The following is a 12,868-nucleotide window of genomic DNA, read 5'->3' as shown; positions in this document are numbered from 1 at the left end:
GGGCCTCCTTACAGGTGGGTTTGGGCGTAGTGCCGGTCGGGCGCTTCCAGATGGGGCACCGCGTTGAACAATACCGGACTCAACTGGCTGCCAATCGGATGCAGACGATGCATCGACGTGTTCATGATGGCAAGCGCCACCCGCGCCATCGCCGGAATGTCCAGCCCCATCGCCTGCCGCACTGCCATCGAAATCAGCGCGCCTGAGGTCACCACAATCGCCGGCCCGCCTTCGGTTCCGATATCGTGCAAGGCGTCTGCGACGCGTGCCTCGAACGCGGCAAAGGTTTCGGGCGCGTCGGTGATCTGGCCATTGGCCCATGCCGTGAATGTCCGGGGCAGGTGGTCGACGAATCCCTCACGGTCGGTGGGAACCATAACGTTGTGCTGTTGTTCGAAAAGCTGCGCGAGGGTGAAATACTCGATCTCGTTCAGACGCGGATCGCGGATCGGCTCCGGCAAGCCCATGCTCGCTGCTGTTTCCACATGCCGGGTCAGCGTGCCGCTGTAGACACGGGGATAGTGCGCGCGGGTGTCCTGCAGATGCCCGCCCAGCCAGCGTGCTTGCTGATGACCCAGATCGCTGAGTTTGTCATAGCTTTGCTCGTCTCGCGCGGCGGTGTTGGCCTGCCCGTGACGCACCAGTGTAATATGTGACATGGTTGTCCCTCTTGCCGCAAAGTCTTAGGGCAGGTTGTGGGCCGGGACCAGAGGCGTTTGGAATTCTGTTTGCAAAATCTTGGCCGTTCGAAGCTTTCCCCATGGTCAGTTTTTTACGCAGGACAGGGGGGTTTTCTATTGCGCTACGAAAAAAAGTTTCCTATAGGAAACCAAGCTGTGGCATGCGGGTGTATACACCATTCCCGAAGGTACTGCAGCCCACTCTGGCGTGGAACACGTGTCTAACTCTGTTGACTTACAGCAAAGGAGTGGGAAGCTGGCGGAACACCGCCTTTTTGCAGGACGGGGCGTTTGCGACAGTCTGTGACAACGGCTTAGGAAAGCGACCACCCATGACCGAGATTAAGCGCACGCCTTTGTATGATCTGCACGTTGAGTTGGGCGGCAAGATGGTTGATTTTGCGGGCTGGGAGATGCCGGTTCAGTATCCACTGGGGATCATGGGGGAACACAAGCAATGTCGCGAAAAGGTGGCGGTGTTCGATGTCAGCCACATGGGTCAGGTGATCCTGCGCGGCGAGAATGTGGGCGAGAAGCTGGAAACGCTCTGCCCGCAGGCTTATGCTACGCTGAAGGACGGCAAGGCGCGGTACGGGTTCTTTACCAACCCGGAAGGCGGGATCATGGATGACCTGATCGTGTCGAATGCAGGGGATCACTACTTCGTGGTGGTGAACGCGGCGCTGCGTCATCAGGATATTCCGCATATGCGCGAACATTTGGACGGCGTCGAAGTGATCGAGATTTTCGACCGTGCGCTGGTTGCGGTGCAGGGACCCAGGGCCGAGGATGTGGTGGGTGCGCTCTGCCCTGTGGCGCGGGATCTGAAATTCATGGAAACCACTGTGGCGGATATCAACGGCGTTGAATGCCGTATCTCGCGGTTGGGTTACACCGGTGAGGACGGGTACGAGATCTCGATCCCCGAGGACAAGGCCATCGAGATCACCCGCGCGTTTCTGGCGCATGACGATTGTGAACCGGCGGGCCTTGGCGCGCGCGACAGCCTGCGGCTGGAGGCTGGGCTGTGCCTTTATGGCAATGACATTGACCAGAGCACCTCTCCGATCGAAGCCTCGTTGGCTTGGGCAATCCAGAAGCGCCGCAAGGAAGAGGGCGGCTTTCCCGGTGCCGACCGCATCCAGAAAGAACTAACTGAGGGCGCCGCACGCAAACTGGTCGGCATAAAACCCGAAGGCCGCGCGCCCGCCCGTCAGGGTGTTGAGATCCAGTGCACGGAAGGCAACACCATCGGTCAGATAACCTCTGGCGGGTTCGGCCCCACGGTCGGTGGCCCTGTGGCAATGGGCTATGTGTCCGCAGGCCATGGCGAACCGGGCGAGGTGGTCAACTTGATCATTCGGGGCAAGCCGCAACCGGCGCAGATCGTGGCGCTACCCTTCGTTACCCAGAATTACAAGCGTTGAAGTCAGGAGAAAAACCCAATGGCAACCTATTATTCCGAAGAGCATGAGTGGATTGACGTCGATGGTGACACCGCCACTCTGGGCATCACCAAACACGCGGCTGAACAGCTGGGCGATGTGGTCTTCGTGGAACAGCAGGAAGTCGGCGAAGAATTCGCCAAGGACGGCGAGATTGGCGTGATCGAATCCGTCAAGGCGGCGTCCGAGCTTTATGCTCCGGTTGATGGTGAAATCATCGAAGTGAACGAGGCGCTGGCCGACAATCCTGGCGCGCTGAACGAAGACCCAGAAGGCAATGCATGGATCTACAAAATCAAGATCACGGACGCGTCGCAGCTCGAAGATCTGATGGATGAGGCCGGCTACAAGGACTTCATCGGTTAATTCAACGGCGGATCTTTACACGGATCCGCCCTTCATCTGGCTAAAAATACCTCCGCCGGAGGCTCCCGCAGCCTCCGCCGTGTCTGACTTATTCATAGGAGCGCTGCAATGGCTTTCAAACTGACCGACTACGAAGCCTATGACTTTGCCAATCGCCGCCATATCGGGCCCAGCCCGACCGAGATGCGCGACATGCTCAAGGTGATCGGCTTCAAGACGCTGGACGCGCTGATCGACGCCACCGTCCCGCCCGCGATCCGCCAGAAAGAGCCGCTGGACTGGGGTCCGGCGATGACTGAACGCGATGCGCTGTTCCACATGAAAGAGGTGGCGAGCAAGAACAAGGTTCTGACTTCGCTGATCGGGCAGGGGTATTATGGCACCACCACGCCGGCGCCGATCCTGCGCAACATTCTGGAAAACCCGGCCTGGTACACCGCCTATACGCCCTATCAGCCCGAGATCAGCCAGGGCCGGCTTGAAGCGCTGTTGAACTTCCAGACTATGGTCAGCGACTTGACCGGGCTGGACGTGGCGAATGCTTCGTTGCTGGACGAAGCCACCGCCGCAGCCGAAGCCATGGCGATGGCCAAGCGCGGCGGCCGATCCAAGGCCAACAACGCGGCTTTCTTTGTCGACCGCAACTGCCACCCGCAGACCATCGCTGTGATCAAAACCCGCGCCGAGCCCTTGGGCATCGACGTGCAGGTGGCCGACCCAGACCAACTGGACGCGGGCGCCGTCTTTGGCGCGATCTTCCAATACCCCGGCACCCACGGCCATGTGCGCGACTTCACCGCCGAGATTGCGGCGCTGCATGAACACAAAGCCATTGCCATTGTCGCCGCCGACATCCTGTCGCTGGCGCTGCTGAAGTCGCCGGGTGAGATGGGCGCGGATATCGCCATCGGCTCGACCCAACGGTTCGGCGTGCCGATGGGCTATGGCGGGCCCCACGCGGCCTATATGGCGACCACCGACAAGCTGAAACGCGCGATGCCGGGCCGGATCATCGGTGTCAGCATCGACAGCCGTGGCAACAAGGCTTATCGCCTGGCGCTGCAAACCCGCGAACAGCATATCCGCCGCGAAAAAGCCAACTCGAACGTCTGTACCGCACAGGCGCTGCTGGCGGTGATGGCCTCGATGTACGCTGTCTATCACGGTCCCGACGGCATCAAGGCGATTGCGCAATCTGTTCACCGCAAAACCTCGCGTATGGCCGCCGGTCTGGAAGAGGCGGGCTTCTCGGTCGAACCTGAAGTGTTCTTTGACACCATCACTGTTGAGGTCGGCCACTTGCAGACCACCGTCATGGAGGCCGCCGTTGCACGTGGCATCAACCTGCGCAAGGTCGGCGAGACGAAAGTGGGCATCAGCCTGGATGAACAGACCCGCGCCGAGACGATTGAGGCGGTTTGGGGCGCCTTCGGCATCGACCGTCAGGATGACAGCTCGAACGTCGCCTACCGTCTGCCGGATTACGCCCTGCGCGAGACGCCGTATCTGACCCACGAGATCTTCCACAAGAACCGGGCCGAGGCCGAGATGACTCGCTATATGCGCCGTCTGGCCGACCGCGATCTGGCGCTGGACCGGGCGATGATCCCGCTGGGCTCGTGCACCATGAAGCTGAACGCCACGATCGAGATGATCCCGGTCACATGGCCCGAGTTCGGCAATCTGCACCCTTTCTGCCCCGAAGATCAGGCGCAGGGCTATCACGAGATGATTGCCGATCTGAACGACAAGCTGTGCCAGATCACTGGCTATGACGCAATCAGCCAGCAGCCCAACTCGGGCGCGCAGGGCGAGTACGCAGGTCTACTGACCATCCGCAACTATCACTTCGCCCGCGGTGAAGGGCACCGCAATGTCTGCCTGATCCCGACCTCGGCACACGGGACCAACCCGGCCTCGGCGCAGATGGTGGGCTGGCAGGTGGTGCCGGTGCAATCGGATGAGAACGGCAATATCGACCTGAATGACTTCCGCGCCAAGGCCGAGAAGCATTCGGATCATCTGGCCGGCTGCATGATCACCTACCCATCGACCCATGGCGTGTTCGAGACCACCGTGCAGGAGGTCTGCCAGATCACCCATGATCACGGCGGTCAGGTCTATATCGACGGGGCCAACATGAACGCCATGGTCGGCCTGTCGCGTCCCGGTGATATTGGCGGTGACGTCAGCCACCTGAACCTGCACAAGACCTTCTGCATCCCGCATGGTGGTGGCGGCCCCGGCATGGGCCCAATCGGTGTCAAGGCACACCTTGAAGAGCACTTGCCTGGTCACCCGGAATACGGCACCGCCGTGGGGCCGGTCTCGGCGGCGCCCTTTGGCTCGCCCTCGATCCTGCCGGTCTCATGGGCCTATGTGCTGCTGATGGGTGGTGCGGGTTTGACGCAGGCGACCAAAGTGGCGATCCTGAACGCCAACTATATCGCAGCGCGTCTGCAGGAAGCCTATCCGATCCTCTACACCTCCGAGACCGGTCGGGTCGCGCATGAATGCATCCTCGACACCCGTCCGCTGGACGCCGAGGCGCATGTGACCGTCGATGACGTTGCCAAACGTCTGGTCGACTCAGGTTTTCACGCCCCGACGATGAGCTGGCCGGTGGCCGGAACCCTGATGGTCGAGCCCACGGAATCTGAGCCCAAGGACGAACTGGACCGCTTCTGCGACGCCATGCTCTCGATCCGATCCGAGGCGCAGGATATCATCGACGGCAAGATCGACGCGGAGAACAACCCGTTGAAGAACGCCCCCCACACGGTGCGCGATCTGGTTGGTGACTGGGACCGGCCTTACAGCCGCGAACAGGCCTGTTTCCCTCCTGGCTCGATGGGCGTCGACAAATACTGGTCCCCCGTCAACCGCGTCGACAACGCTTATGGCGACCGCAACCTCGTTTGCACATGTCCGCCAATGGACGCATACGCGGAAGCAGCGGAATAAACAGAAAACCCCCGCCTTGGCGGGGGTTTTTCTTAGGGAACGAAGCCTTTAGGCACCCCGAATGGTGGAGAGTCCACGCTGGATCCCGTCAGTGCGTTGAGGAATGCCACGAGACTTGCGATTTCAGCTTCGGACAATTCCAATGGCGTGATGTCTACCTTGCCGCGCACACGCGCCATTTCCAACCGGTCGTCCCAGACGACGAAATCGGCTTTGTGCAACCAAGGAACGTTCGGCAGGTCAGCCATATCACGATTCCATTTCGACAGGCTGTTTTCGGGGTTCAGGTGATGGAGGATCATACCCTCGAGGTCGGAGAAAGCTCCGTTATGACCATAGGGCGCCGTCAAGGCCACGTTGCGCAACATCGGCGTGCGAAAGCGATAGGCGTCCTCCAGCCGGTCGCTTTCCCCCATGCGGCCAACGTCGCGCACATAGGGGTCCCATTGCCGCGTGCGGCCCGGCCCAAAAGGGGGCAAGGCCAAGGCGTGAAATTCCTGATCTGACATCAGCGGCCCGGAATGGCAGATGGAACACTGCGCTTCGCCATAGAAAAGATCCAGCCCATCTTTCTGCTCTGCCGTCAGCGCCGAGGAGTCACCCGCGAGGTATTGATCAAACGCGCTGTCGGTGCTGCGCCATTCAACCGCCATGAACGCGGCCAAGGCGTTGGCGATCTGGGTGATTGTGATATCCTCGGTCGTGTTGACCTCATCAAAAGCAGCGACCATGGCCGGGCCATAGCGCGGATCGGTGCGCACGCGCTTGGCAAGGATCGGCCAGCCCAGATCAATTCGGTCGGCAACCGCTCCGGTCACCTGATTTTCGCCGACATTGCCGGCCATTTCGAATTGTGAGGTCAGCGGGAACAGCGCCTGTGCGGCGAGCAGCGAGTTCAGCCCCTCAGGCAACCATTCCTGTGCCGGAGAGTTAAACCCGTTGCCGTAGACATCCGAGATACTCAGGCGGCCATCGTGGAATACGGTGTGAATCTCTTTCGCGCCAAGATTCCACAGTCCCGGTGAATTACGAGGGATGCGTTTGCGAATCTTATCGGCTCCTACGCCCGGTGTCCGATCTGGCCCCAAGCCTTGCCCGCCTTCACCAATACCCAGCGATAACCCGTCCGAGGTGCCGAAATCAGGATGATGGCAGTGGGCACAGGAAATGTTCTGATTGCCCGACAGAATGGGGTCGTAAAACAGTTGATGACCGATGGCAGCCTGTTCCATATCAAATAGGATAAAGTCATCATCTGTCAGCGGGCGCGGCAAGTCCTGAGCCGCAGCCGCTCCGACGAAAAGGAAGAAAACCCCGTGCGCCAGCTTGTATTTGCCCTTTGCCTTTTTGCGACCCCGGCGCTGGCCGAATTGGAACAAGCGCGCGACATGATGGAAGCGGGCGAATTTGAGGCCGCGCGTGAGGAACTGCTGCCAGCCGCGCGCTCTGGCAATGCCGAGGCCGAAGAACTCATCGGCGTCATGTACGGCCTTGGGCTGGGGGTCGAGCAGGATTACGAGCGGGCATTTGACTGGTATCTGCGTGCCTCGATGAAGGGGCATCCGGGGGCGCAGTCGGGTGTCGGCTGGTACTATGAGCTGGGTCTGGGCATGCCTGCGCCCGATCTGGTGCGGGCGTATATGTGGTACACGCTCAGTGCCATTGGCGGTGATCCCGATGCGGCGATCAGCCTTGAGGAAGTGGTCAAGAAAATGTCGCCGGAGCAGATTGAAAGGGCGCATGTGCTGGTGAATGATTACAAAGGGTGGATGTACCCGTTTCGGTAAGGGCCGGACTCAGCGCCCGGCCCCTTTCGCTTAGTTCAGATCCGCATCGCGAGAGGCGTTGATATCTGCCTCGGCTGCAGCAACCGCTTCGGTCAGGGCGTTGAACACCTCATCCCCGCGGGCCACGTTGGACTGGAACCAGTCATAAACCGGCGTTGCGGCCTCTTTGAACGCAGCTTTCTGGTCGGGTGTCGGCACATAGAGATCCCCGCCACCGGCGACGAAATCTTCATAGGCTTGGATCGACTTGCGCTTGGGCGAGGCAAAGGTGGCCTGCTGCAGAGCATAGAACCCATCGACCACCACGCGGCGCATGTCCTCGGGCATCTCCTGGAACTTGGCGTTATTCATCCACCACAGCGCGCCCATATAGGCGTGGCCGTCCAGCGTGACGTATTGCAGACCGGCATCGGGGAATTTCATCCCCATGATGTCGGTGATCCCGTTCTTGGACCCTTCAACCACACCGGTCTGGAAGCTGGTGAACAGTTCAGGCCACGGGATCGGGGTGGGCGATGCACCCAGTGCCTTGACCAGCTCTTGCGGCAGGTCAGCGACCACGGTGCGGATTTTCAGACCTTCCATATCCGCAGGTTCGGCGATGCGACGCTGGGTGTTGGCAAAGTTGCGCCAGCCGCCGGTGTTGCCAATGGTCATCAGACGGATCGCGCCGCCAGAATCCTCAAGCGCCATGTCGCGGACCTTGCGGGTGAAATCGCCGGACAAGACATGCTCGGCCACGCGGTCATCGGCCATCAGATAGGGCAGGTCCAGAACCTGCACGTAGGGGAAGATGCCCGACGCGCCGCCCGAGGTCGAAATATAGATGTCGATCGTACCGTCAGCCACGCCTTGCAGGCACTCGGCCCCGTTCGAGCACAGCTGCGTGCCGATGAACAATTCGACCTCGATGGCGCCGTTCGAGGCGGCCTCGACATAGTTCTTGAAGACGATCAAACCATCATAGTCTTCGTCGTTTTCGTTCGAGTTGGCTGTCGCGCGCAGGGTATAATCTGCGGCGGTGGCGGCAAGTGCGGATGCGGCCACCAGCGAGGTGGCCACCGCAGCGGTTTTGATGAAGTCTCTGAGCATTCGTTTCCTCCCTGTGATACTCAGTTCAGTTTGCAAATCCCGTTATACTCGGGATCGTCATGGATAGTGCGGGGACATAGGTGATCAGGAAGATCACTATGATTTCGACAGCCAGAAACGGCAGGATCGCCTTGGCAATGGTTTCGACCTTTTCGCGCGATACGGCGGCGGCCACGAACAGCACCAACCCCATAGGCGGAGTGGCCAGACCGACGGTCAGGTTAACGCTCATGATAATAGCAAAGTGGATCGGGTCCACGCCGAGGCTGGTAAAGATCGGGCCAAGGATGGGACCAAGAATGATGATTGCCGGGCCTGCGTCCAGAAACATGCCCACGACAAACAGCAACAGGTTGATCAGGAATAGCAAGATCAGCGGGTTTTCTGACAGGCCAAGGATCAGTGCCGCCAATTGTTCAGGCGCATGGCTAAGGCTGACAACGGTCTTGAATGCCATCGCCGCGCCCACCAGCAGCAAAACCACGGCCGAGGTCAGGCCCGCGTTGCTGAGGATCTCGGGCACTTCTTTCAGGGTCAGTGTGCGCAGGACGAAGAAGCCGATGATGAAGGCGTACCCCACAGCAACCGCAGCAGCCTCGGTCGGAGTAAAGATGCCGCCGAGGATCCCGCCCAGAATGATAACGGGGGTCAGCAGCGGGAAGAACGCCTTGAGACTGGCCTGACGACGCTCGCCCCATGTGTATTTGCGGCTGGCGACGGGGAAGTCGTATTTGTCGGCCATCACTTTGATCATCAGCATCAGGCCAACGCCCACCATCACACCCGGCACAATACCCGCAAGGAACAGGGCGGCCACGCTTTCACCCATCACATAGGCATAGATGATCATGATGCCCGAGGGCGGAATGATTGGCCCGATCACCGAGCTGGCCGCTGTGATCGCAGCGGCGAAGCGGCGGGTATAGCCCTGTTTTTCCATCGCCGGGATCAGCATAGACCCCAGTGCCGAGGTATCTGCGACCGCCGAGCCCGATAGTCCTGCAAACAGGATCGAACTCAGGACATTCACGTGGGCCAGACCGCCGCGCAGGTGCCCCATCAGGGCCTGCGAGAACTCGACCAGACGAATGGTGATGCCGCCACGGTTCATCAGCTCTCCGGCCAGCATGAAGAAGGGAATGGCCATCAACGGGAAGCTGTCCATACCGTTGTAGACGTTCCGGTACAGCAGAGTGATGTCGGCGGTCTGACCGTTCAGCCACAGCAGAATGCCGGGCGCGGCCAAAAGCGCGAAAAAGACCGGCAGGCCGATCATCAGGAAAATCAGGAAGGTGGGCAGGAACCAGATCAGCATCTATTCAGCCCCCACCGGTGCATCTGCGATTTCGGGCAGCAAGTCCCCGCCGCCCATCATCTTGACGATCGACCGCAGGATAAGCTCGATATTGACGACCAGCAGAAGGATGACCCCCACCAGCAACGATGCCATCATCCAGCTGCGCGGGACGCGGTACCACTCGTCAAACCCCAGCGAGGTCGGAATATAGAGCGCCGCCGTGGCGAAGCGGCCGCCAAAACCCGTGACCTCGGACCAGCCGATATTCACGGCGACGGCCAACACTGCCAGCGAGACGAAAAGCAGAAACAGCATCAACACCTGCCCCAGCACGCGCGGCAGCATCATGGGCAGCATATCAATCGCCACAAACCCGCCACGCCGGAACGCGGTGGGGGCCATCAGTCCGGTCATCCACAACATGCAGAAGCGCGCGGCCTCATCTGGCCAGGGTAGGGCGTTGCCTAAAACGTATCGGAAGAACACCTGAATCAGGATTGCGATCACCATCAATGCAATCGCAACGACACCGACCGCGCGGCCCAAACGCAGCACGGTTTCGTTCACGAATGCAATCGGCGCAAGCGCCGTTGCCAGTCCGCCCATGCGGATCCTCCCTTGTTCAGCCGCAGGTTTGTACCGCGGTCGTCAAATCACGCCTAGTGCTGCGCGAATTGGCCGAGTTTCCCGGCGTAAAAGGTCAGCGCGTCTCCGTCCGCCATGCTGACTTTCAGGACTTTGCCCACCACGATCACGTGATCGCCTGCATCGTGATAGGCGTGCTGTTCGCACTCAAACCGCGCCAGACAATCCGGCAGTAGAGGTGTTCCGTTCCCGCAGCGGTCGTGGTCGATATCCCGCAGGGCGAATGCGTCTTTCGAGCAGCCAAAACACAGATCGGCCTGTTCCGACGATAGCACGTGCACGCTGAAATGGCGCGCTTTGTGGAAATAGGGGAACCGGCGCGAATTGCGGTCGCCTGCCCACATCACCAACGGGGGGTCCAGCGACAGCGATGAAAAGCTGTTGGCGGTGATGCAGACCGGGCCATCGTCGCTGTCACAGGTGACGATGGTCACGCCGGTCGCAAACTTGCCAAAAGCGTCCCGCAAGGTGCGGGTGTCATCTTTATGCGGGACGAATGTGTGAGTGATGTCCTTTGAGATTGCGTTCATCATGGTACCTCATGCCCCAGCGCCGCCTCGTACAGGCGGAACCAGCTTTCGCGATCCAGATTTACTTTCAATGCGTCCGAGATGCTTTTGATCCGGTCCAGATTGTTCGTGCCCATAACCGGAAGAATTCCTGCTGGGTGCGCCAATAGGAAAGCGATGGCGACTGCCGCGCGATCCACGCCGAATTCGGCAGCTATCTCATCTGCAACTATGCCGACCGGAGGGTTTCCGGCCATCAGCAACCCACCCCCCAGCGGAGACCACGCCATAACGTTCTGGCCGTGCTGCTGATGAAAGGCAAGATCGCCATTGGTGAAAGGGCTTATCTGACCCAGAGACAGCTCGATCTGGTTGGTGACCAGCGGCGTCTTCATCGCCGATTGCAGCAGGTTCCAGTCCCAGGGACGGAAGTTCGACACGCCGACAGCGCGCACTTTGCCGCTGGCGACCACCTCATCCAGTGCGGCGCCGGTTTCATGGTGGTTCATGAACGGATCAGGACGGTGGATCAGCAACAGGTCAATATGGTCGATGGCCATCTCGGTCAAAGAAGTATCGACCGATTTCAGGATATGCGCGCGCGAGGTGTCGTAGTACTTGACCGTCGCGTCCGAATACCGTCCGCAGGGCGCGACGATATCGCATTTGGTGACGATCTCCATCTTTGACCGCAGGGTCGGACTGGCGCGCAGGGCGGCACCCAGAATGCCTTCGGCCGTGTAGTCGCCGTAGATATCCGCCTGATCGAAACTGGTGATACCCTGATCCAGACAGGCTTGTATCTTGGCCTCGACATGCGCGGCCGAGGTGTCATCGTCATCCCCGATGCGCCACATACCATATACAATGCGGCTCAGTTCCAGCGTGTCGGATAGTTTCACACGGTGCATCAGCGACGAACTCCATTGCCCAGCGGGGTGGCCGGGGTCTTTGCAGGCAAGCGCCCGTATTCTTCAGGCAGCGAGCAGGTTTTCAGATTGGGCAGAACGCGGGCCCCGAAATGCTTGGCCTCATCCATGTGCGGATAGCCCGAGAAGATGAAAGCGCGGATACCCATCTTCTGATATTCCTCGATTTTGGACATCACCTGGTCGGTCGATCCGACCAAAGCCGCGCCGCAGCCCGAACGCGCGCGGCCCACACCTGTCCAAAGGCCCGGCTCGACATAGCCATACTCATCCGCCAGATCACGGTTTTTGGCCTGATGCGCCACGCCCAGAGAGGTCGAATCCAGCGCCCGCTCCCGGATCGCACGGCCATATTCGTCATCCAGCTTCGAAACGATGTAGTCCGCATATTCCTGCGCTTCGGCCTCGGTATCGCGGACGATCATGTGAACGCGCAGACCGTAATCCAGCGTGCGGTTGTAGTTTTCAGCCACCGCGTGAACGGCCTTCATCCGCTCGGCCAGTTGATCCTTGGTTTCCGGCCACATCAGGTAGACATCGCAATGCTCGCCGCAAAGATCGAGCGCAGAAGGGGAGTAGCCTCCGAAATACAGTAGCGGACCCCCAGTCTGATAGGGCTTGGCCGGGTCAGTGGTCAGGCCAGAGAAGTTATAGACCTCACCCGCATGGTTGATCTCATCCTGAGTCCAAGCTTGCTTGAGGATCTCGACCACCTCGCGGGACCGCTGATAGCGGAACGCGCTGTCGGCCTTTTCGCCGGGGAAATCAGACGAGATGATGTTCACCGTCAGCCGCCCTTGCAGCATGTGATCCAGCGTTGCAATTGTACGCGCCAGCATGATCGGCTGCATCTCGCCACAGCGCACGGCGGCCAGCAAATTGATCTTGTCGGTGATCGGCGCGCAGCCAGCCACGAAACTCAGCGTGTCCTGACCGACCTGATAGGAAGACGGGCACAGTATGTTGCGGAACCCTTGCGCCTCGGCCTCGCGGACGATGCCGGAACAATGCTCCCAACTCGACCGCAAGTCACCATCTGGGACACCCAGAAACTGATAATCGTCTGAGCACAGCGCGGCGAACCACGAAACCTCGGCCGCATCCAGATCGGGGGATGTGATGGGGACGATGGTCATTTGATTCGTTCTCCGTGC

12 protein-coding genes are annotated in these 12,868 nt (G+C 59.9%); 4 read left to right on the top strand and 8 right to left on the bottom strand.

Features of this window, described 5'->3' with window-relative positions; genetic code table 11:
* Positions 1 to 8 precede the first annotated feature (8 nt).
* Positions 9 to 659 (bottom strand): histidine phosphatase family protein, encoded by a 651-nt coding sequence (locus tag ACR0DX_RS13660; protein WP_170355487.1) that lies wholly within the window; start codon positions 657 to 659, stop codon positions 9 to 11.
* Between the two features lie 353 nt (positions 660 to 1,012).
* Between ACR0DX_RS13660 and gcvT the strand changes: the two genes are divergently transcribed.
* The 3 genes from gcvT to gcvP all read left to right on the top strand — a co-directional run bounded on the left by gcvT (position 1,013) and on the right by gcvP (position 5,455).
* On the top strand, positions 1,013 to 2,107 hold the full coding sequence (gene gcvT, locus ACR0DX_RS13655; protein ID WP_170355486.1) for a glycine cleavage system aminomethyltransferase GcvT: 1,095 nt from the start codon (positions 1,013 to 1,015) through the stop codon (positions 2,105 to 2,107).
* Positions 2,108 to 2,125: 18 nt separating this feature from the next.
* Entirely contained in the window at positions 2,126 to 2,491 is a 366-nt protein-coding gene (gene gcvH / locus ACR0DX_RS13650) for a glycine cleavage system protein GcvH (RefSeq protein WP_170355485.1), read from the top strand.
* A gap of 108 nt (positions 2,492 to 2,599) precedes the next feature.
* Positions 2,600 to 5,455: an aminomethyl-transferring glycine dehydrogenase gene (gcvP, locus tag ACR0DX_RS13645; RefSeq protein WP_170724582.1), complete on the top strand. Its 2,856-nt coding sequence runs from the start codon at positions 2,600 to 2,602 to the stop codon at positions 5,453 to 5,455.
* 32 nt (positions 5,456 to 5,487) lie between these two features.
* Here the strand turns inward: gcvP and ACR0DX_RS13640 are convergent, their stop codons facing one another.
* Positions 5,488 to 6,687 (bottom strand): cytochrome-c peroxidase, encoded by a 1,200-nt coding sequence (locus ACR0DX_RS13640; protein WP_480846428.1) that lies wholly within the window; start codon positions 6,685 to 6,687, stop codon positions 5,488 to 5,490.
* Between the two features lie 84 nt (positions 6,688 to 6,771).
* On the opposite strand from ACR0DX_RS13640, the gene ACR0DX_RS13635 reads away from it, so the two are divergent.
* Positions 6,772 to 7,242 carry a tetratricopeptide repeat protein gene (locus ACR0DX_RS13635; protein WP_170355482.1) on the top strand — a complete coding sequence of 157 codons (471 nt, stop codon included), beginning with the start codon at positions 6,772 to 6,774 and terminating at the stop codon, positions 7,240 to 7,242.
* Between the two features lie 30 nt (positions 7,243 to 7,272).
* Here the strand turns inward: ACR0DX_RS13635 and ACR0DX_RS13630 are convergent, their stop codons facing one another.
* Genes ACR0DX_RS13630 through ACR0DX_RS13605 form a run of 6 tightly spaced genes read right to left on the bottom strand, consistent with a single transcriptional unit; the run spans position 7,273 to position 12,850 of the window.
* Entirely contained in the window at positions 7,273 to 8,334 is a 1,062-nt protein-coding gene (locus ACR0DX_RS13630; RefSeq protein ID WP_170355481.1) for a TRAP transporter substrate-binding protein, read from the bottom strand.
* Between the two features lie 25 nt (positions 8,335 to 8,359).
* Entirely contained in the window at positions 8,360 to 9,649 is a 1,290-nt protein-coding gene (locus tag ACR0DX_RS13625; RefSeq protein ID WP_170355480.1) for a TRAP transporter large permease, read from the bottom strand.
* Entirely contained in the window at positions 9,650 to 10,237 is a 588-nt protein-coding gene (locus tag ACR0DX_RS13620; protein ID WP_170355479.1) for a TRAP transporter small permease, read from the bottom strand. It lies immediately after the preceding gene.
* A gap of 53 nt (positions 10,238 to 10,290) precedes the next feature.
* Positions 10,291 to 10,806 (bottom strand): flavin reductase family protein, encoded by a 516-nt coding sequence (locus tag ACR0DX_RS13615; protein WP_170355478.1) that lies wholly within the window; start codon positions 10,804 to 10,806, stop codon positions 10,291 to 10,293.
* Entirely contained in the window at positions 10,806 to 11,696 is an 891-nt protein-coding gene (locus tag ACR0DX_RS13610) for an aldo/keto reductase (protein WP_170355477.1), read from the bottom strand. The genes ACR0DX_RS13615 and ACR0DX_RS13610 overlap by 1 nt, the downstream gene beginning before the upstream one ends.
* The gene (locus ACR0DX_RS13605) at positions 11,696 to 12,850 is read right to left on the bottom strand and encodes an LLM class flavin-dependent oxidoreductase (protein ID WP_170355476.1); all 1,155 of its coding nucleotides are present in this window, start codon (positions 12,848 to 12,850) and stop codon (positions 11,696 to 11,698) included. The genes ACR0DX_RS13610 and ACR0DX_RS13605 overlap by 1 nt, the downstream gene beginning before the upstream one ends.
* Positions 12,851 to 12,868 lie beyond the last annotated feature (18 nt).

This window comes from Ruegeria sp. D3, from assembly GCF_056534465.1.
The sequence above is the reverse complement of the archived record's forward strand: the minus strand, read 5'-3'. Positions and strand labels throughout refer to the sequence as shown.